We start from the raw sequence: 20,308 nt of genomic DNA on the forward strand, positions 1-20,308 counted from the left end.
AGCCCGACATTGTCGGGCTTTTTCTTATTTGAAACCTTTCTTCTCTTTAATGAGCTCGTACGCCTTCTGGATTTCCTGCGCTTTTTGCTTCGCCATCTCCATCATTTCCGGCGGTAAACCTTTCGCCACCAGCTTGTCAGGATGATGCTCGCTCATCAGCTTACGGTAGGCACGTTTAATCGTGGTTTGATCGTCCGTGGGCTTCACGCCAAGCACGTTGCAGGCATCTTCCAGCGTCGGGCCACGCTGCGCCTGCTGCCATGCACCGCCGGAAGACTGCTGGTGATAGCCGCCGCCAAACTGGGCGCCGCCCTGCATCATGCGCAGGAACTGATCAAACTGCATACGGGAGATACCCAGTTCTTCCGCAATAACGTACAGGACATCGCGTTCATTGGGGTGAAGCGAGCCGTCGGCAAACGCCGCCTGGATTTGGATTTCCAGAAACATCCGAATTAAATCAAAACGTCCGAAGCAGATGCTGCGGAACTGGCGCATCTTTTCACGCAGCGGATAGTTATCCGATTTACCGATGCGAAACGCATTCTGCGCCGCCAGGCGGGACTCACCATGCAGGTTCATGCGATCCATAAAAACGCTGGCAATCTGAATATCCGCTTCGGTCACGCGTCCTTTGGATTTGGTTAAGTGCCCCATGACCTCAAAGGTGGTGGAGAAAAAGAGCGACTGGCGCTCGCGCTGATTGGCAAACCAGGCCATTTTGCGGCTGCGTGCCTTATCAAACATATGGCCAATGATAAGCCCAAGCACAATTCCCCAGAACCCGGCACCCATGATGATGGCGAACGCAACGCCGATTATTTTACCCCAATACTGCATATACTCCCCGGATAGTCATATTCCCTGCCGACGCAACGTCATCATCACAGTGTTCAAGCCACGGTCAATTGAAGGACATCGCCTATAATTTGCTTTATCATACTCGTCATTCGATAGCGAGCCTAACACTCTGGCGCGCAAACGGGCAGGATTAACGCTGGTACTGCGCTGATGAGTAAGATAGTCTCTGAGCGTTTGTAAGCCGTAGCCACTGATGACGGAACAATAAAATATAACGTATGAAAAAACGTATCCCCACCCTCCTGGCCACAATGATTGGCTCCGCCCTGTACAGTCAACAGGGGCTGGCGGCCGATCTCGCCTCGCAGTGTATGCTTGGCGTCCCAAGTTATAATCGCCCACTGGTGGAGGGCGATACAAATAGCTTGCCGGTAACCATTACTGCCGATAGCTCCAAAGGTACTTATCCTGACAATGCCACGTTTACGGGCAATGTGGATATTAACCAGGGCAATAGCCGCCTGCAGGCTGATGAAGTGCAGTTGCACCAGAAGCAGCCGGAAGGCGCGGTCGAGCCGGTACGAACGGTGGATGCGCTGGGTAATGTGCACTATGACGACAATCAGGTCATCCTGAAAGGTCCGAAAGCCTGGTCAAACCTGAATACCAAAGATACTAACGTCTGGGAAGGTGATTACCAGATGGTGGGTCGCCAGGGACGCGGTAAAGCGGACCTGATGAAACAGCGCGGTGAAAACCGCTATACGATTCTGGAGAATGGCTCCTTTACATCATGTCTGCCGGGTTCAAATACCTGGAGCGTGGTCGGGAGCGAAGTTATCCATGACCGTGAAGAGCAGGTCGCAGAGATCTGGAACGCACGCTTTAAGCTGGGTCCGGTGCCGGTATTCTACAGCCCTTATCTCCAGCTTCCCGTGGGTGACAAGCGTCGCTCGGGCTTCCTGATCCCGAATGCTAAATACAGCACCTCGAACTACTTTGAGTTCTACCTGCCGTATTACTGGAACATCGCGCCCAACATGGACGCCACGATCACGCCGCACTATATTCACAAGCGCGGCAACATCATGTGGGAAAACGAGTTCCGCTATCTGACTCAGGCCGGTGCTGGCCTGATGGAGCTGGATTATCTGCCGTCGGATAAGGTCTTCCAGGATGAGCACCCTACAGAAGGCGATAAACACCGCTGGCTATTCTACTGGCAGCATGCCGGAGTGATGGATCAGGTGTGGCGCTTTAACGTTGACTATACCAAAGTCAGCGACTCATCTTATTTTAACGACTTCTCGTCTAAATACGGTTCGAGCACGGATGGCTATGCCACGCAGAAGTTCAGCGTAGGCTATGCGGTGCAGAACTTTGATGCAACCGTCTCAACCAAGCAGTTCCAGGTATTCTCTGACCAGTCCACGCCTACCTATGGTGCAGAGCCGCAGCTGGACGTTAACTGGTATCAGAATAACGTAGGTCCATTCGACACCCGGGTTTACGCTCAGGCGGTACATTTCGTGAACACAGATTCGGACATGCCGGAAGCTACGCGTGTTCACCTGGAGCCGACGATCAATCTGCCGTGGTCTAACGACTGGGCAAGCCTGAATACCGAAGCCAAGCTGATGGCGACGCACTATCAGCAAAAAAATGTTGATAATTACAACACCACGAACAATGCGCATCTGGAAGAGTCGGTTAACCGAACGCTCCCGCAGTTCAAAATGGACGGGAAGCTGATCTTCGAGCGTGATATGGGCCTGCTGGCGGATGGTTATACCCAGACGCTTGAACCGCGTATGCAGTATTTGTACGTGCCGTACCGCGATCAGAGCAATATTCAAAACTACGACTCGTCTTTGCTGCAGTCTGACTACAGCGGCCTGTTCCGTGACCGTACTTACGGCGGTCTGGACCGTATCGCCTCCGCTAACCAGTTAACGACCGGCGTCACAACACGCGTTTATGATGATGCCGCCGTTGAACGTTTTAACGTTTCTGTTGGTCAAATCTACTATTTCACCGAGTCACGTACCGGTGATGACAACATTAACTGGGAGAAGGACAACAAAACGGGCTCGCTGGTTTGGGCGGGAGACACGTACTGGCGCATGACTGACCGTTGGGGCCTGCGTGGTGGTGTGCAATATGACACTCGCCTCGATAATATCGCCACAAGCAGTGCCGCTATTGAGTACCGTCGCGATGAAGACCGCATGGTACAGTTGACGTATCGTTATGCAAGCCCGGAATATATTCAGGCAACATTGCCTTCTTATGCAGGCGCAGAACAGTATAAAGACGGCATCTCGCAGGTTGGTGGTGCAGCAAGCTGGCCTATCGCCGACCGCTGGTCAATCGTAGGCGCTTACTACTTTGACACCAACGCGAATAAGCCAGCGGACCAGATGGTTGGTCTGCAATATAACTCCTGCTGTTACGCGCTGCGCGTCGGTTACGAGCGTAAGCTTAACGGCTGGAACACTGTAAACAATCAGAGCAAATACGATAACGTGATTGGCTTTAATGTCGAACTGCGCGGCCTGAGCTCCAACTACGGCCTGGGCACGCATCAGATGCTGCGTTCGAACATTCTGCCGTACAGTAGTTCTTTGTAATGTGCTTGATTTACAACGTAATCCGCTTTGCGGTTAATTGAAATGGAAAAAGTATGAAGAACTGGAAAACGCTGCTGCTTGGTGTCGCTATGGTTGCGAATACCAGCTTCGCGGCCCCCCAGGTTGTTGATAAGGTCGCCGCTGTCGTTAACAACGGCGTCGTGCTCGAAAGTGACGTTGATGGTCTGATGAAATCCGTGAAGCTCAATTCGGGCGAAGCGGGTCAGCAACTTCCGGATGACGCCACGCTGCGCCACCAGATCCTGGAGCGTCTGATCATGGATCAGATTATCCTGCAGATGGGTCAGAAAATGGGCGTGAAGGTGACCGACGAGCAGCTCGATCAGGCTATCGCTAACATTGCAAAGCAGAACAACATGTCGCCGGACCAGATGCGCAGCCGTCTGGCCTATGACGGCATCAGCTACGCTACCTACCGTAACCAGATCCGTAAAGAGATGCTGATCTCGGAAGTGCGTAATAATGAAGTCCGTCGCCGCGTTACCATCCTGCCTCAGGAAGTGGATGCGCTGGCAAAACAGGTGGGCAACCAGAACGATGCGAGCACAGAGCTGAACCTGAGCCACATTCTGATCCCACTGCCAGAGAACCCAACGTCAGATCAGGCTGCTGAAGCAGAAAGTCAGGCACGTTCAATTGTCGATCAGGCGCGTAACGGCGGCGACTTTGGCAAGCTGGCTATCACCTACTCTGCTGACCAACAGGCCCTGAAAGGCGGCCAGATGGGCTGGGGACGTATCCAGGAGCTGCCATCTATCTTTGCTCAGGCGCTGAGCACGGCGAAGAAAGGCGATATCGTCGGTCCAATCCGTTCAGGGGTGGGCTTCCACATTCTGAAAGTGAACGATCTGCGCGGTCAGAGCCAGAATATCTCCGTGACTGAAGTTCACGCTCGCCACATTCTGCTGAAGCCGTCACCGATCATGACTGACGATCAGGCGCGTGCGAAGCTGGAGCAAATTGCCGCAGATATTAAGAGCGGTAAAACGTCGTTTGCCAATGCAGCGAAAGAGTTCTCTCAGGATCCTGGCTCTGCGAACCAGGGCGGCGATCTGGGCTGGGCGGCTGCGGACATTTACGATCCTGCCTTCCGCGATGCGCTGATGAAGCTGAATAAAGGCCAGATCAGTGCCCCGGTTCACTCTTCATTTGGCTGGCATCTGATCGAGCTGATGGACACCCGCAACGTGGACAAAACGGATGCGGCGCAGAAAGACAGAGCCTACCGTATGCTGTTTAACCGTAAGTTCTCCGAAGAAGCGGCAACCTGGATGCAGGAACAGCGCGCCAGTGCTTACGTGAAAGTCCTGAGCAACTAATGAAACAGCATCGTGTTGTTATCACTCCCGGCGAACCCGCCGGGATTGGGCCTGACCTCGTTGTCCAGCTCGCCCAGCGCAGCTGGCCAGTAGAACTGGTTGTCTGCGCGGATGCAACACTGTTACAAGACCGGGCGAATCTGCTCGGTCTGCCCTTAACGCTCATCCCCTACGTTGAAGGCCAACAGCCCGCACCACAGCAGGCCGGTACGCTCACTCTTCTTTCTGTTCCCCTTCGTACTCCCGTTGTTCCAGGCCAGCTCAGCACGGAAAATGGCCACTACGTCGTGGAAACCCTTGCCCGCGCCTGCGACGGTTGCCTGAAGGGCGAATTTGCCGCTCTGATTACCGGCCCCGTGCATAAGGGCGTCATCAACGAAGCGGGCATCCCTTTTACCGGGCATACGGAGTTCTTCGAAGAGCGCTCGCACAGCCCGAAAGTGGTGATGATGCTGGCGACGGAAGCGATGCGCGTTGCTCTCGTGACCACCCATCTACCGATCAAGGCCATTCCTGATGCCATCACCCCGGAACTGCTGCGGGAGATCATCGGGATCCTGCATCACGACCTGCAAACGAAGTTCGGCATCAAGCGGCCGCATGTGCTGGTCTGCGGCCTGAATCCGCACGCGGGTGAAGGGGGTCACATGGGCACCGAAGAGATCGACACCATTATTCCGGTGCTTGAAGAAATGCGCGCCAAAGGGATGAATCTCAGCGGGCCGCTGCCTGCGGACACCCTTTTCCAGCCAAAATACCTGGATAATGCCGACGCCGTCCTCGCGATGTACCACGATCAGGGTCTGCCCGTGCTAAAATACCAGGGCTTTGGCCGCGGGGTGAATATCACCCTCGGTTTACCCTTTATTCGAACGTCCGTTGACCACGGCACTGCGCTGGATCTGGCAGGCCAGGGGAAAGCGGATGTCGGCAGTTTTATTACGGCGCTTAATCTCGCCATCAAAATGATTGTTAATACTCAATGACTAATCGAGTCCATCAGGGCCACTTAGCCCGTAAACGCTTCGGGCAAAACTTTCTCAACGATCAGTTCGTGATCGACAGCATCGTGTCTGCTATTAATCCGCAGAAGGGTCAGGCTATGGTCGAAATCGGCCCGGGCCTTGCCGCACTGACCGAGCCGGTAGGCGAACGCCTCGACGAGCTGACCGTTATCGAACTGGATCGCGACCTGGCCGCACGCCTGCAAACGCACCCGTTCCTCGGACCAAAGCTGACCATCTATCAGCAGGATGCCATGACCATGAACTTTGGCGAACTGTCGGAAAAAATGGGTCAGCCGCTGCGCGTGTTCGGCAACCTGCCGTATAACATCTCCACGCCGCTAATGTTCCACCTCTTTAGCTATACTGATGCCATTGCCGACATGCACTTCATGTTGCAAAAAGAGGTTGTTAACCGTCTGGTTGCAGGGCCGAACAGTAAAGCGTATGGTCGTTTAAGCGTGATGGCACAATATTACTGCAACGTGATCCCGGTACTCGAAGTACCGCCATCAGCGTTCACGCCGCCACCGAAAGTAGATTCTGCGGTTGTGCGCCTTGTGCCGCACAAAACGAAACCGTATCCGGTTAAAGATCTGCGTGTACTGAGCCGCATCACCACGGAAGCCTTTAACCAGCGCCGTAAAACGATCCGTAACAGTCTGAGCAATTCGTTTACCGTTGAGGTGTTAGCAGAGCTGGGGATCGACCCGGCAATGCGTGCGGAAAACATTTCCGTAGAGCAGTACTGCAAGCTGGCTAATTACATCAGCGAAAATGCGCCGCCGAAGGAGAGTTAAGCCATGATTGATTCGCCCCGCGTATGTGTCCATGTACAAAGCGTCTATGTTGAATCGCAATCCTCGCCGGATGAAGAGCGTTTTGTCTTTGCTTACACCGTGACCATTCGCAATCTGGGGCGGATGCCCGTGCAGCTGCGCGGGCGCTACTGGCTTATCACCAACGGCAATGGCCGCGAAATTGAAGTTCAGGGTGAAGGTGTGGTCGGTGAACAACCCCACATCGCCCCTGGCGAAGAGTATCAGTACACCAGCGGCGCGGTAATTGAAACGCCGCTGGGTACCATGCAAGGCCATTACGAAATGGTCGACGTCGATGGCAATGTGTTCCGCGTTGCTATTCCTGTGTTCCGTCTCGCCGTAACCACACTCATTCATTAATATAATGTCTACATATCTGATTGGCGACGTTCACGGTTGCTACGATGAACTGATCGCATTGTTAAAACAGGTCGACTTTACGCCAGGACAGGACACGCTCTGGCTGACGGGCGATTTAGTCGCGCGTGGCCCGGGCTCGCTTGAGGTTTTACGTTTCGTCAAATCTCTGGGCGACAGCGTGCGCATGGTGCTGGGCAATCACGATCTTCACCTGTTGGCCGTATTTGCCGGGATCAGCCGCAACAAACCTAAAGATCGCCTCTCTCCCCTGCTGGATGCGCCAGACGCGGACGAACTGATTAACTGGCTGCGCCGCCAGCCTTTACTACAGGTCGATGAGGAGAAAAAGCTGGTCATGGCTCATGCCGGGATCACCCCGCAATGGGATCTTGAGACGGCTAAAACCTGCGCGCGTGACGTTGAGGCGGTGCTGGCGAGCGACTCGTACCCCTTCTTCCTTGATGCCATGTACGGCGATATGCCGAATCACTGGAGCGAGGATCTCAGCGGTCTGGCCCGCCTGCGCTTTATTACCAACGCTTTTACGCGCATGCGTTTCTGCTTCCCGAACGGGCAGCTGGACATGTATTCCAAAGAGACGCCGGAAAGCGCGCCTGCCCCGCTCAAACCGTGGTTTGCCATTCCTGGACCCGTGACAAGCGAGTACAACGTCGTCTTTGGCCACTGGGCTGCGCTGGAAGGAAAAGGCACGCCGGACGGGATCTACGGTCTGGATACCGGATGCTGCTGGGGCGGAGAGTTGACCTGCTTACGCTGGGAAGATAAAACTTACTTTGTTCAGCCGTCCAACCGACAGCTGGACTTAGGGGAAAGTGAGGCCGTTGCCTCCTGAATCATTCCCTCTCCCGGGCGGGAGAGGGACATCACTTAACGACGTTCCAGAATCTCGAAGCAGTAGCTGTGGGAGTTCTGTGCATCCGCGTCGTGGAACTCGCTGAATACCGATTCCCACTCGTCCGGATCGTAATCCGGGAAATGGGTGTCCCCTTCCACTTCCGCATCAATGTGCGTCAGATACAGCTTCTGCGCTTTTGGCAGGAACTGCTCATACACGCGGCCGCCGCCGATCACCATGATCTCTTCGGCGTCACCGCAGGCGGCAATCGCTTCATCAACGGACTTAACCCATTCGACGCGATCGTCAGTGCCCGGCTGGCTACTGATAACGATATTCTTACGGCCCGGCAATGGACGACCAATCGACTCCCAGGTCAGGCGGCCCATCACTACCGGCTTGTTTAACGTAGTACGTTTAAACCATGCGAGATCGGCAGGCAGGTTCCACGGCATGGCATTTTCCATACCGATAACGCGGTCCACCGCCAGCGCTGCAATCAGACTGATCATTGAAAATTTCCCGGATGCAAAAAATTGCCGCCACTATACGGAAAGCTTAATCTTTCGTCGACTGGCGGCAGAGTAAAGATACAGAAATTTTTTATTATTGCTGGCAACTCCACTTCACGCGGAAGGTTTACTCTCGGGCTCGTCAGCCGGATCGCCGGTATGCTTGCCCTCTTCCGTGCCCTGCCAGCCATGACGTTGGATCAGCGACAGGTGATTGCGGTCCTCGTTAATGATTTCTGTAAGCATTGCGCTGGTGCGTTTAAACACCGCCGCACGCTCCGTGGCCGAACTTCCCGCCATCGCCGCCATCTCTTCCACCATCCCGGTGTTAAAGCGCCGGAACAGGTCCGCACGTTCGCGGGCTTCATACGCGCCGAGCCCCAGATTCTCCAGCGCCAGGCGGCCAGATTTCAGCGCGCCTTCGAACGTTTCACGTTCCGGCGCCTCTACGCCCGCCTGACGCAGCCGGATGTAATGATCCACATCGCGCGCGCGGGAGATAATGGTCAGCCCCGGAAAATGCTCTTTTACCAGCTCCACCATCTGCATGCTGGTCTCAGGATCGTCAATGGCGTTAATCAATACCTCGGCTTTTGCCGCCCCGGCGGATTCCAGCAGATCGACGCGAGTCGCATCGCCGTAAAACACCTTCATATCAAATTTACGCAGGGTATCGACATGGTCAGGATCGTGATCGAGAATCACCATTTTCACCCCGCTTGACAGCAGTAAACGCCCGACGATCTGCCCGTAGCGACCAAATCCGGCGATGATGACGCGCGGCTGCTCCTCATCGATCTCGTCGGCTTCGCGCTCCTGCTCGCTGCCTGATTTTTCCAGACGCGTCAGCACCACCAGTAGAACAGGCGTTGCCGCCATCGACAGCGCGACCGCCAGCGTCAGCGCTTTCGCCCACTCGGGATCGAGCACGTTTGCCATCTGCGCGGCACCAAAGACCACGAATGCAAATTCGCTCCCCTGACCCAGCAGTACGGCAAACCAGCGGCGCTGCTTGTTCGGCACCTTCAATGGACGCGCAATCAGCCACAGCATCGCCATTTTAATGATCAGGAAACCGACGAGCAGGATGACGATCCGCAGCGGGTGCGTGACCAGCGTGCCGAAGTCGACAGACATCCCCACGCCGATGAAAAACAGCCCCAGCAGCAGCCCTTTGAACGGCTCGATATCGCTTTCCAGCGCGTGACGATATTCAGAGCTCGCCAGCAGAACGCCTGCGAGGAACGCCCCCATCGCCATCGACAGCCCGGCTTCCTCCAGCAGCAAACCAAAGCCAAACACCAGAAACAGCGCCACGGCGCTGAACACTTCGCGCAGGCCTGAACGGGCAACAAACCGCAGTAACGGGCGGGTCACGTAGCGGCCAAGCAGGACCACCAGCGCCAGCGCCCCCACAACTTTTAATGCCGACAGCGCAAACGCCCCCAGCGTCGTGGACGAGCCGCTTGCCGCCAGCAGCGGGATCATCGCCACCAGCGGAATAGCGGCGATATCCTGGAACAGCAGCACCGAGAACGCGCTGCGTCCCATCTGGGAGACCGTCAGATTTCGCTCGTTCATTGCCTGCATGGCGATGGCCGTCGAGGAGAGCGCCAGCGTCATGCCGATAAGCTCCGCCACTTTCCAGTCCATGCCCAACAGGATGCAGAACCCACCGAGCAGCAGGCCGCAGGCCACCATCTGCAGCGCGCCGCCACCAAACACCGAGGCGCGAAGCTTCCACAGGCGCTGCGGATCGAGCTCCAGACCAATCACAAAGAGCATCAGCACAACGCCAATTTCAGCGAAATGGAGGATTGCCTCTGCATCCGTCACCAGTCGAAAGCCCCACGGCCCAATGACGCAGCCCGCAATCAGGTAGCCGAGAACAGAGCCCAGCCCCAGGCGAACCGCCACGGGTACAATCAGCGCCGCCGCGCCGAGGTATATCAGCGCCTGTATCAGCGTATGGCTATCCATGGTGCGCCTCCTGCCATTCAAGTAAGCGTTGTTTATAATGGCGAGCCTGCGCCTGCAGCGTTTCGTCGTCGCAGACAAAGGTGCAGTGCATCGCAAAAGGCGGGAGCCAGTTCAGGCCACAGTAAAGTGCTGTAGCCTGGAGCGGCTGCGCCAGCACATCAAATCCGGGGAAATCGCCGATCTCAAAGTGGCTTTGCCCTCCGCCGGTGGTAACAGCCCACATCAGGCTTTTTCCCTGAAGCGCCTTGCCGTTGTGTCCGTATGCCCAACCGTGGGAGAGAACTTTATCGATCCACAATTTCAGCAGCGGAGGCGTGCTGTACCACTGCATCGGATGCTGCCAGACGATCAGATCGGCACGAGAAAGCGCCTCCTGTTCGGCGGCAATATCGATGTTGAAATCGGGATAGAGTTGATAGAGGGAACGTATCTCGACGTTTTCGAGCGTCCTTGCCTGCTCAAGCATCCGCTTATTCGCATGCGAGTGCTGCGGATAAGGGTGCGCATAAATTATCAGAACCATGAATATGCCTGTCTTTTACTTTTCTTGTAGCAATGAGTGTAGACAGTTCCTCTCCCGACTTAAAGGGGCTGTCTTACGCTTCAAAGTAAAATGCAAGCATTGACAACCGCCCCCGCTTTAGCTGCAACAGTGGCGCAAAACAAGAAGAACCATGCGCGCGATAAATTCACCCCACAAAATAGTTATGCCTACTCATATTATTAGTAGATATTTTTAGAGAGACTTAAATCATTATTTAACAAATCAACCTGTACATAACCCATTGAAAAAATAATAATTTTATGCTTTTTGTTTTGAGCTTACGTCTTTAAGACGGCCAATATACATTTTCGCACGTTATCTGATGTTCCTTCTCTCTCAAATGGATGTGTACATGAGCAACAAATTCTTCAAATTAAATAATACAACCAAAACGCTGGGAAAGATATTTCCTGCCTTGTTGATATGCACTCCTGTGGTTGCGTTTTCTGCAACGATTGACCAATCAACTTCTGTTCCTCAAGATTTCTCATCCGATGCTGAATATGTTATTAATAAAGACGTGACGATATCTTCCGCAGATAGTGAAGCGGCAGTGTCAGTCACTGGGTTTACTGTCAACAATGTCACAAACGAAGGGAATATTTCCGGTAGGGAAACTGGCCTGAATATAAATACTGGTGCGCAAAGTGTTGTTATTAATAACGACATCGGTGCAAACATTTCTTCCACCACCGCGAATGCTGTAAATATTCAGTCATTACTCGGTGAATTCAAGAATAATGGAAATATCATAGGTGCGGAAAATGGCATTTTTATCAGTGAAAACTCCTCCGCAGTAAATATTACTAACTCCAGCACTGGAATGATAAAAGGAAAAACAGGTCTGAACTCTCAGACCGGCATTGGTATTAATAACAGTGGTACAATTATCGGTACAAGCGGTGACGCTATCACACTAGGTACTGGCAATACAAAGATATTTAACAGTGGTACCGTGCAGGGAACCCAGATTGGCATTAATGTAAAAGATACTGCAAAAGTAGATATCACAAATAGCGGAACGATTAGTGGTGATACAGCCGCTGTTATGTTTGCCAGCAATAAAAATAACACGCTGGTGCTTGATACGGGTTCCACTCTTATCGGTGACGTTATTTCCACCAATTCCACGGGAAACACTCTCACCCTGATCGGCACCGGTACGGAAGACAGTAACTTTGTCGGTCTGAACGAAGGCGACGGTTTTGCCAGTATAAAAATGATGGGCGAAAATTGGGCGCTGTCGGGCGATCTCGACATTATTGGCTCTGGCGATTCTTTGCTGATAGACACGGGCGCGTTAACCCTGTCAGGCGCGGTTTCGAATACCGGTAATACACGGGTGGCCAAAAATGCCTCGCTGCAACTGGGCGATGGCGAAAAAACCGCGACCCTCAGCGGTGGGCTCACCAACAACGGTACCGTTATTTTTAATCAGGGAAGCGATTTCACTTTCGCCACCAACATGACCGGTAGCGGTAACGTCGAAAAAGTGGATTCCAATACGCTGACCCTGACGGGCAAAAATAGCTATACCGGGGATACGGTACTGCACTGCGGTACTACGCTGGTATCTTCCGGGGCAACGCTCGGCGTTAAGGGCAGTAACGCCACCGTTACCGTTGAAAACGGCGCGACCTTTGCCACCGCAGGCGAAGTGAACAACAACATCGCGATTCTTAGCGGCGGTACGCTGGCGGCATGGAATGCAGTTCAGGGTAACGCCACGCTCAGCGCTTCCGGCGTCGATACCATCAACGGCAACGTGACTAACGGCGGCACACTGTTACTCAGTGCGGCTGATAATAGCGTTGGCAACAATTTTACGATTGATGGCGACTACACCGGCTCTTACGGTAGCCAGATTGTGATGAACAGCACCCTGGGTGAAGATAACTCACCCACTGACCACCTCACCATTACGGGTAGCAGCTTCGGTCAGTCCGGCGTCAGCATTACCAACATTGGCGGCGCAGGCGCGCAAACCATTAACGGGATGGAAATTGTCAGTGTCGGCGGCAGCTCCGAAGCCCAGTTGACCCTTGCCAAACCGGTGGTTGCCGGTGCGTGGGAATATAATCTCTATCAGCACAGTGACGGAAACTGGTATCTGGAATCAAAGGCCACGCCTTCCGATGAACCGTCTGATAATACCGATGATGGCGATAACACCGACAACGGTGATAACACCGACAACGGCGGCAACACCGACAACGGCGGTAACACTGACAACGGCGGTAACACCGACAACGGCGATAACACCGACAACGGTGATAACACCGACAACGGCGGTAACACCGACAACGGCGGTAACACCGACAGCAACAGCGGTCCTGAAGTCATGGCTCCGGAGGTTGGCGCTTACTTAGGCAACTACCTTGCCGCGCAGAGCATGTTCCTGCACAAGCGTGACGATCGCGATCAGATCACCTTCCGTAATGAAGAAGACCTCAACACCTGGATGTACGTCAAAGGTCGCTACCATGAAAACAATGCAGGCGGCGACAAAGTCAGCTATGACACCACCACCACCGTGCTTCAGGTAGGCAGCGACTTTATGAGCAAGCCTATGGACAACGGTATTCTGCGTGCGGGCGGCATGTTCGGGGCCGGTCAGGCGAAAACTCACTCTGATGCAAAACACAACGTGCGTGATGCGCAGGGCAAAGTGGACGGCTTTAACGTCGGCCTGTATGCAACCTGGCAGGAAGATCAGAAGCTGCGCCTGGGCAGCTACGTTGATACCTGGGCCGCCTACAGCTGGTACAACAATAAAGTGACCAGCAACCGTAATGATGAAGACTACGACAGTGAGGGCTTCGCGGCATCCGTCGAAGTGGGCCATGCATGGGTGATTGATTCAGAAAATGAGCGCACCTGGAAAATCGAACCGCAGGCGCAGGTTATCTACAGCTATCTGGATCAGGAAAACCATACCGATCGCGACGGCGTGCGGATTACCACGCTGGACAACAACGGTCTGTTTGGTCGTCTGGGCGTCAAATCAAGCTACTTCCAGCAGAAAGATGTTAAAGCCTGGCAGCCGTACGTTGCCGTGAACTGGCTGAAAGGTGCGGGTCAAAACGATCTGGCGTTTAACGGCGAGACCGTCAGCAACGATACGCCGGAAGATCGTGGTCAGTTAGAGCTAGGCGTCACCGGTAACCTGAACGACACCACCACGCTCTCCCTGCGCGCCAGCGGCGAGTGGGGTGAAAACAGCTATGCTGCTTATGGCGGTCATATCCTGCTGAACCACCGCTGGTAATCGTTCCTGAAAGACTAAAAGCCGTGGCAAACGCCACGGCTTTTTTATTAGTTATCCAGTTCGCCCATTGATTTAACCTGATCGCGGTTGATCTGCTCGGTCTGACCCGTTTCCGCATTTTTATACGACACCAGACCGGTATCATCATCGACCTGTGGTTTTCCGTCGGTGACAATGGTTTTGCCATCGGTGGTTTTCACTGCCTGGTTAGAGGAACAGCCCGCGACGGTAAACGTTGCAGTGGCGGCAAGAAGGGTGGCGATCAGTAATTTATTTTGCATGGTGTTTTCCCCTGCTCTCAGTTGAATTTCGTTATCGACCTAATAATTTTAGGCTAACTCACTGAATGCGGATGAAAAACCAGAAGGTTCTGAAGATGGATAAAGAAAAAAGGAGGGCGGGTAAGCGAAGCGCCACCCGCCATTTGCCCGGCGGCGCTACCGCCGCCGGGCCTGCGCAGATTACTTGCTAATCTGCGCGTGCATTTCCTGAACCGAAATCACCTTCTCGGTGGCATCCGCGTTCAGCGCCATGGCTGTTGCGAAACCGCCGTTCAGGGTGGTGTCGTAGTGCACTTTGTATTGCAGCGCGCTGCGGCGAATCAGCTTGGAGTCTTCAATCGCCTGGCGACCTGCGGTGGTGTTGATGATGTAGGTGTACTCGCCATTCTTGATGCGATCCTGAATGTGCGGACGACCTTCATGCACCTTGTTCACCAGACGCGGGTTAATACCGGCTTCACCCAGCACAATCGCCGTACCATGGGTTGCGTCCAGCTCGAAGCCCTGTTTCAGCAGCTTGGCGGCCAGGTCAACCACGCGCTCTTTATCGCCTTCGCGAACGGAGAGCAGCGCACGGCCCGATTTTCTCATGGTAGAGCTGCTGCCCAGCTGCGCCTTGGCAAACGCTTCTGCGAAGGTGCGGCCCACGCCCATCACTTCCCCGGTTGAGCGCATTTCTGGCCCTAACAGCGGGTCAACGCCCGGGAATTTGTTGAACGGCAGCACCACCTCTTTCACCGAGTAATACGGCGGGATGATCTCTTTTGTCACGCCCTGCTGAGCCAGCGTCTGGCCAGCCATCACGCGCGCCGCCACTTTCGCCAGCGGAATACCGGTCGCTTTAGAGACGAACGGTACGGTACGCGCCGCACGCGGGTTGACTTCAATCAGATAAACTTCGTTGTCTTTCACCGCGAACTGGACGTTCATCAGGCCGCGAACCTGCAGCTCAAAGGCCAGCTTCTGCACCTGCTGGCGCATCACGTCCTGAATTTCCTGGCTCAGCGTGTAGGCCGGCAGAGAACAGGCGGAGTCGCCGGAGTGCACGCCAGCCTGCTCGATGTGCTCCATGATGCCGCCAATCAGCACCATTTCGCCATCGCAGATGGCATCCACGTCCACCTCAACCGCGTCGTCGAGGAAGCGGTCAAGCAGCACTGGCGCATCGTTGGAAACGCTCACCGCCGTCTGGAAGTAGCGACGCAGGTCGGCTTCGTCGTAGACAATTTCCATCGCGCGGCCGCCCAGTACGTAGGAAGGACGCACCACCAGCGGGTAACCAATCTCCTTCGCCTTCTCAACGGCCATTTCAATGGCGGTCACGGTGGCGTTCGCCGGCTGTTTCAGCTTGAGACGGTCAACCACCTGCTGGAAACGCTCACGGTCTTCCGCGCGGTCAATCGCGTCCGGGCTGGTGCCGATAACCGGCACGCCTGCGGCTTCCAGCGCGCGCGCCAGCTTCAGCGGGGTCTGACCGCCGTACTGCACGATAACGCCTTTTGGCTTCTCGATGCGCACGATTTCCAGCACGTCTTCCAGGGTAACCGGCTCGAAGTAGAGACGGTCAGAGGTGTCGTAGTCGGTAGAAACGGTTTCCGGGTTACAGTTGACCATGATGGTCTCGTACCCGTCTTCGCGCAGCGCCAGCGAGGCGTGCACGCAGCAGTAGTCGAACTCAATGCCCTGGCCGATACGGTTTGGACCGCCGCCCAGCACCATAATCTTGTCGCGGTCAACTGACGGATTCGCTTCGCACTCGTCTTCATAGGTGGAGTACATGTACGCGGTATCGGTCGAGAACTCTGCTGCACAGGTGTCCACGCGCTTGTAAACCGGGTGCAGGTCATACTGGTCGCGCAGCTTGCGGATTTCCGCTTCGCGCACGCCCGCCAGTTTAGCCAGACGCGCATCGGCGAAGCCTTTACGCTTCAGCATGCGCAGGAAGTCTGCGTCCAGACCGTTGATGCCCAGCTCTGCCACTTTCTCTTCCAGACGCACCAGCTCTTCAATCTGCACCAGGAACCAGCGGTCGATGTTGGTCAGGTTAAATACGCCGTCGACGGACAGGCCCGCGCGGAAGGCATCGGCGATGTACCAGATACGCTCTGCGCCCGCGTCTTTCAGCTCGCGGCGGATTTTGGTCAGCGCTTCCGGGTCGTCCAGGCTCACTTTCGGGTCAAAGCCGGTGGCGCCCACTTCCAGACCGCGCAGCGCTTTTTGCAGGGATTCCTGCTGCGTGCGGCCAATCGCCATCACTTCACCCACAGATTTCATCTGGGTCGTCAGACGGTCGTTTGCGCCCGCGAATTTCTCGAAGTTAAAGCGAGGAATTTTAGTCACAACGTAGTCGATGGACGGCTCGAAGGACGCAGGCGTGCGGCCACCGGTGATGTCGTTCATCAGCTCGTCGAGGGTGTAACCCACTGCCAGCTTCGCCGCCACTTTCGCAATCGGGAAGCCGGTGGCTTTGGAGGCCAGCGCGGAGGAGCGGGACACGCGCGGGTTCATTTCGATAACAATCAGACGGCCGGTTTTCGGGTTAACGGAGAACTGCACGTTAGAGCCGCCGGTTTCCACGCCGATTTCACGCAGTACCGCCATCGAGGCGTTACGCATGATTTGATACTCTTTGTCGGTCAGCGTCTGGGCTGGCGCAACGGTGATGGAGTCGCCGGTGTGGATACCCATCGCATCGAAGTTTTCGATGGAGCAGACGATGATGCAGTTGTCGTTTTTATCACGCACCACTTCCATCTCGTACTCTTTCCAGCCAATCAGCGATTCATCAATCAGCAGCTCTTTGGTTGGGGAGAGATCCAGACCGCGCTCGCAAATCTCTTCGAACTCTTCGCGGTTGTAGGCGATACCGCCACCGGTGCCGCCCATGGTGAACGATGGACGGATGATGCACGGATAGCCCACTTCAGCCGCAACGGCCAGCGCCTCTTCCATGTTATGCGCAATACCGGAGCGCGCGGTGTCGAGGCCGATTTTCTTCATCGCCACGTCAAAGCGGCGACGGTCTTCTGCTTTATCAATCGCATCGGCGGTCGCACCAATCATGGTGACGCCAAATTCAGCCAGCACGCCCTGACGCTCCAGCTCCAGCGCGCAGTTCAGCGCCGTCTGGCCGCCCATGGTTGGCAGCACCGCGTCCGGGCGCTCTTTTTCGATGATTTTACGCACCACTTCCCAGTGAATCGGCTCGATGTAGGTGGCATCCGCCATTTCCGGGTCGGTCATGATGGTCGCCGGGTTAGAGTTAACCAGGATGACGCGGTAACCCTCTTCGCGCAGCGCTTTACACGCCTGCGCGCCGGAGTAGTCGAATTCGCAGGCCTGGCCGATGACGATCGGGCCAGCGCCAAGGATCAGGATGCTTTTTATGTCTGTACGTTTTGGCATGGTCTTCTCGGCTCCTGATTATTTAGCGGTCTTACGGTATTGCTCGATAAGTTCGATGAAGTGATCGAACAGCGGCGCGGCGTCGTGCGGGCCCGGGCTGGCTTCCGGGTGGCCCTGGAAGCTGAACGCTGGCTTATCGGTACGGTGGATACCCTGCAGGGTGCCATCGAACAGTGATTTGTGCGTCACGCGCAGGTTAGCCGGCATAGAGGCTTCATCGACGGCGAAACCGTGGTTCTGCGCGGTAATCATCACCGTATTGTTATCAATGTCTTTCACCGGGTGGTTACCACCGTGGTGGCCAAACTTCATCTTGACGGTGTTCGCACCGCTCGCCAGCGCCAGCAGCTGATGGCCGAGGCAGATGCCGAATACCGGGATGTCGGTTTCCAGGAAGGACTTGATGGCGTCGATAGCGTAATCGCACGGTGCCGGGTCGCCTGGGCCGTTAGAGAGGAAGATGCCGTCCGGGTTCATCTTCAGCACGTCTTCAGCGGAGGTTTTCGCCGGTACCACCGTCAGGCGGCAGCCGCGGTCAACCAGCATGCGCAGGATGTTGCGCTTGGCACCAAAATCATAGGCCACCACGTGGAACGGCAGTTCGCTCTCTTTTTTCGCTTCCGGCAGGTCGCCTTCCAGCGTCCAGCTCCCCTGCGTCCAGCTGTAGGCTTCGGCGGTAGTCACTTCTTTCGCCAGGTCCATGCCGTTCAGGCCCGGGAAGGCTTTCGCTTTTTCCAGCGCCAGGGCCGCATCGAGGTTATCACCCGCGATGATGCAGCCGTTCTGTGCACCCTTCTCGCGCAGCAGACGCGTCAGCTTACGGGTATCGATATCGGCAATCGCCACGATGTTATGGCGCTTCAGATAAGAAGAGAGGTCTTCAGTGTTGCGGAAGTTGCTGGCAATCAGCGGCAGGTCGCGAATGACCAGGCCTTGCGCATGTACCTGAGAGGATTCTTCGTCAGCCGCATTGGTGCCGACATTGCCGATATGAGGATAAGTAAGAGTAACGATTTGGCGAGAATAAGAAGGATCAGTGAGGATTTCTTGATAACCGGTCATTGAAGTATTGAAAACGACTTCCCCAACCGCCGAACCCGTTGCCCCTATGGCCCGACCGATAAACTGGGTTCCGTCTTCCAGAACCAATAGCGCTGACTTAATCAAAACACCCTCCAGAGAATATTCACTCACTTTATTTGCATATTAATTCATGACTATGTCATAGATCAATGCAAATGTGTTGCCAGCGGATTTTTGGCAAACGGCGGCATTCTGGAGATTTGGTGGGTAAAAGTCAACTTAAAACGGATATTTTGTTTATTCTTTTACAGGACTGGCGGCTTGAATGGGATTTAATGGGCAAAAAGATCAGGTAAATCATCCTGGAAAACGCTTGCGCGGTAGGTTTTATGGAATTTAAGAGATGCGAGCGACAAAAAGTGGACCGAATGGTCAAAATTTACATTCAATTCACATAATAATGGCATAAGACTCAGATTTATGACCATTAACAATCAAAATCCATCTAAAACAAATAAAATAAGAGGGCAATAAATTATTGCCCTATGCAATCAATACATTACGACTGCAATAACCACATCACGATGGGTAATAAAGCTTACAAATTGTTGAGTTCCAACACATCTCGCATATCAAAAAGACCCTTTTCTTTCGATTTCAGCCACAATGCGGAGCGTACTGCGCCATTGGCGAACGTCATGCGGCTTGACGCTTTGTGCGTAATCTCTACACGTTCACCAATATCGGCGAACATCGCCGTGTGTTCGCCGACGATATCGCCTGCCCGGACGGTTGCGAAACCAATGGTGCCCGGCACGCGTTCTCCGGTATGCCCTTCACGGGAATAGACCGCGATGTCTTTTAAATCTTTATCCATTGCATAAGCAATCGCTTCGCCCATCGCCAGCGCCGTGCCTGATGGAGCATCAACCTTATGGCGGTGGTGCGCTTCAATAATCTCAATGTCGGTGTAGTCGCCCATCACCTTCGCCGCTTTTTCCAGCAGCTTCAGCATGACGTTAACGCCTACGCTAAAGTTCGCGGCAAAGACAATCGCAATGTCGGTGGCTGCATCCTGAATGGCCTGTTTACCCGCATCATCGAAGCCGGTAGTGCCAATCACCATCCCTTTACCGTGCTGGCGGCAAAACGCCAGGTGAGTCAGGGTGCCTTCGGGACGGGTAAAGTCGATGAACACGTCAAAGTCATCTTTCACCGCATCAAGGCAGCTCTGAACGGTAACACCTGTCTTGCCCGCGCCGGCCAGTTCACCCGCATCGGATCCCAGCAGGGATGAACCTTCACGCTCCAGCGCCGCGCCGAGTGCCACGCCATCCATTTGTATTGCCGCCTGAATCAGCTGGCGACCCATACGTCCACCCGCGCCCGCAATGGCGACACGGATCTGTGCATCATGCATAGTTATTCTCTTACGTTAAAATGATGTAAACCGTTTTCAGATTAACCAGCCTTCGTAAAGGCT

General features: G+C 54.6%; 15 protein-coding genes. 7 read left to right on the forward strand and 8 right to left on the reverse strand.

All coding sequences use genetic code 11. The annotated features are described in order from the left end of the window. Positions 1-24 precede the first annotated feature (24 nt). Positions 25-840 carry a co-chaperone DjlA gene (gene djlA / locus IM299_RS11330; protein ID WP_028015483.1) on the reverse strand — a complete coding sequence of 272 codons (816 nt, stop codon included), beginning with the start codon at positions 838-840 and terminating at the stop codon, positions 25-27. Positions 841-1,079: 239 nt separating this feature from the next. Between djlA and lptD the strand changes: the two genes are divergently transcribed. From lptD to apaH, 6 genes are read left to right on the forward strand one after another with little or no spacing between them, the layout of a single operon-like run. After that, on the forward strand, positions 1,080-3,431 hold the full coding sequence (gene lptD / locus IM299_RS11335; protein WP_047363433.1) for an LPS assembly protein LptD: 2,352 nt from the start codon (positions 1,080-1,082) through the stop codon (positions 3,429-3,431). Between the two features lie 53 nt (positions 3,432-3,484). Then, positions 3,485-4,771 (forward strand): peptidylprolyl isomerase SurA, encoded by a 1,287-nt coding sequence (gene surA, locus IM299_RS11340; RefSeq protein ID WP_028015481.1) that lies wholly within the window; start codon positions 3,485-3,487, stop codon positions 4,769-4,771. Then, complete coding sequence (pdxA, locus tag IM299_RS11345) at positions 4,771-5,757, forward strand: 4-hydroxythreonine-4-phosphate dehydrogenase PdxA (protein WP_063154827.1); 987 nt, start codon at positions 4,771-4,773, stop codon at positions 5,755-5,757. The genes surA and pdxA overlap by 1 nt, the downstream gene beginning before the upstream one ends. Further along, positions 5,754-6,575, forward strand: coding sequence for a 16S rRNA (adenine(1518)-N(6)/adenine(1519)-N(6))-dimethyltransferase RsmA (gene rsmA / locus IM299_RS11350; protein ID WP_028015479.1), 822 nt, complete (start codon positions 5,754-5,756; stop codon positions 6,573-6,575). Before pdxA ends, rsmA begins: the two co-directional genes overlap by 4 nt. A 3-nt stretch (positions 6,576-6,578) precedes the next feature. Continuing rightward, the gene (gene apaG / locus IM299_RS11355; protein ID WP_014882505.1) at positions 6,579-6,956 is read left to right on the forward strand and encodes a Co2+/Mg2+ efflux protein ApaG; all 378 of its coding nucleotides are present in this window, start codon (positions 6,579-6,581) and stop codon (positions 6,954-6,956) included. A 4-nt stretch (positions 6,957-6,960) separates the two neighbouring features. Further along, positions 6,961-7,809, forward strand: coding sequence for a bis(5'-nucleosyl)-tetraphosphatase (symmetrical) ApaH (gene apaH, locus IM299_RS11360; RefSeq protein ID WP_028015478.1), 849 nt, complete (start codon positions 6,961-6,963; stop codon positions 7,807-7,809). A gap of 35 nt (positions 7,810-7,844) precedes the next feature. Here the strand turns inward: apaH and folA are convergent, their stop codons facing one another. The 3 genes from folA to kefF form a co-directional block, all read right to left on the reverse strand. After that, positions 7,845-8,324 carry a type 3 dihydrofolate reductase gene (folA, locus tag IM299_RS11365; protein ID WP_006173915.1) on the reverse strand — a complete coding sequence of 160 codons (480 nt, stop codon included), beginning with the start codon at positions 8,322-8,324 and terminating at the stop codon, positions 7,845-7,847. A 114-nt stretch (positions 8,325-8,438) separates the two neighbouring features. Then, positions 8,439-10,304: a glutathione-regulated potassium-efflux system protein KefC gene (gene kefC, locus IM299_RS11370; protein ID WP_048957864.1), complete on the reverse strand. Its 1,866-nt coding sequence runs from the start codon at positions 10,302-10,304 to the stop codon at positions 8,439-8,441. Then, positions 10,297-10,827, reverse strand: coding sequence for a glutathione-regulated potassium-efflux system oxidoreductase KefF (kefF, locus tag IM299_RS11375; RefSeq protein WP_045631138.1), 531 nt, complete (start codon positions 10,825-10,827; stop codon positions 10,297-10,299). The genes kefC and kefF overlap by 8 nt, the downstream gene beginning before the upstream one ends. Before the next feature lie 373 nt (positions 10,828-11,200). Between kefF and IM299_RS11380 the strand changes: the two genes are divergently transcribed. Continuing rightward, positions 11,201-14,116, forward strand: coding sequence for an autotransporter outer membrane beta-barrel domain-containing protein (locus IM299_RS11380; protein WP_193357500.1), 2,916 nt, complete (start codon positions 11,201-11,203; stop codon positions 14,114-14,116). A 47-nt stretch (positions 14,117-14,163) separates the two neighbouring features. On the opposite strand, the gene IM299_RS11385 is transcribed toward IM299_RS11380, so the two are convergent. From IM299_RS11385 to dapB, 4 genes are all read right to left on the reverse strand, one after another. Further along, entirely contained in the window at positions 14,164-14,397 is a 234-nt protein-coding gene (locus IM299_RS11385; RefSeq protein ID WP_021240552.1) for a YgdI/YgdR family lipoprotein, read from the reverse strand. A gap of 180 nt (positions 14,398-14,577) precedes the next feature. Further along, positions 14,578-17,802: a carbamoyl-phosphate synthase large subunit gene (gene carB, locus IM299_RS11390; RefSeq protein ID WP_193357501.1), complete on the reverse strand. Its 3,225-nt coding sequence runs from the start codon at positions 17,800-17,802 to the stop codon at positions 14,578-14,580. Between the two features lie 18 nt (positions 17,803-17,820). Beyond that, complete coding sequence (gene carA, locus IM299_RS11395; RefSeq protein ID WP_063154830.1) at positions 17,821-18,969, reverse strand: glutamine-hydrolyzing carbamoyl-phosphate synthase small subunit; 1,149 nt, start codon at positions 18,967-18,969, stop codon at positions 17,821-17,823. Positions 18,970-19,423: 454 nt separating this feature from the next. After that, positions 19,424-20,245 carry a 4-hydroxy-tetrahydrodipicolinate reductase gene (gene dapB, locus IM299_RS11400; RefSeq protein ID WP_193357502.1) on the reverse strand — a complete coding sequence of 274 codons (822 nt, stop codon included), beginning with the start codon at positions 20,243-20,245 and terminating at the stop codon, positions 19,424-19,426. Between the last annotated feature and the right edge of the window lie 63 nt (positions 20,246-20,308).

Origin of the sequence: Enterobacter cloacae complex sp. P47BA (assembly GCF_014930485.1) — a bacterium.
GTDB lineage: Bacteria > Pseudomonadota > Gammaproteobacteria > Enterobacterales > Enterobacteriaceae > Enterobacter > Enterobacter bugandensis.

Excerpts from the sequence above, each read along its gene's own strand:
- djlA (WP_028015483.1), bottom strand. The coding sequence starts at position 840 with ATGCAGTATTGGGGTAAAATAATCGGCGTTGCGTTCGCCATCATCATG.
- lptD (WP_047363433.1), top strand. The coding sequence starts at position 1,080 with ATGAAAAAACGTATCCCCACCCTCCTGGCCACAATGATTGGCTCCGCC.
- surA (WP_028015481.1), top strand. The coding sequence starts at position 3,485 with ATGAAGAACTGGAAAACGCTGCTGCTTGGTGTCGCTATGGTTGCGAAT.
- pdxA (WP_063154827.1), top strand. The coding sequence starts at position 4,771 with ATGAAACAGCATCGTGTTGTTATCACTCCCGGCGAACCCGCCGGGATT.
- rsmA (WP_028015479.1), top strand. The coding sequence starts at position 5,754 with ATGACTAATCGAGTCCATCAGGGCCACTTAGCCCGTAAACGCTTCGGG.
- apaG (WP_014882505.1), top strand. The coding sequence starts at position 6,579 with ATGATTGATTCGCCCCGCGTATGTGTCCATGTACAAAGCGTCTATGTT.
- apaH (WP_028015478.1), top strand. The coding sequence starts at position 6,961 with ATGTCTACATATCTGATTGGCGACGTTCACGGTTGCTACGATGAACTG.
- folA (WP_006173915.1), bottom strand. The coding sequence starts at position 8,324 with ATGATCAGTCTGATTGCAGCGCTGGCGGTGGACCGCGTTATCGGTATG.
- kefC (WP_048957864.1), bottom strand. The coding sequence starts at position 10,304 with ATGGATAGCCATACGCTGATACAGGCGCTGATATACCTCGGCGCGGCG.
- kefF (WP_045631138.1), bottom strand. The coding sequence starts at position 10,827 with ATGGTTCTGATAATTTATGCGCACCCTTATCCGCAGCACTCGCATGCG.
- IM299_RS11380 (WP_193357500.1), top strand. The coding sequence starts at position 11,201 with ATGAGCAACAAATTCTTCAAATTAAATAATACAACCAAAACGCTGGGA.
- IM299_RS11385 (WP_021240552.1), bottom strand. The coding sequence starts at position 14,397 with ATGCAAAATAAATTACTGATCGCCACCCTTCTTGCCGCCACTGCAACG.
- carB (WP_193357501.1), bottom strand. The coding sequence starts at position 17,802 with ATGCCAAAACGTACAGACATAAAAAGCATCCTGATCCTTGGCGCTGGC.
- dapB (WP_193357502.1), bottom strand. The coding sequence starts at position 20,245 with ATGCATGATGCACAGATCCGTGTCGCCATTGCGGGCGCGGGTGGACGT.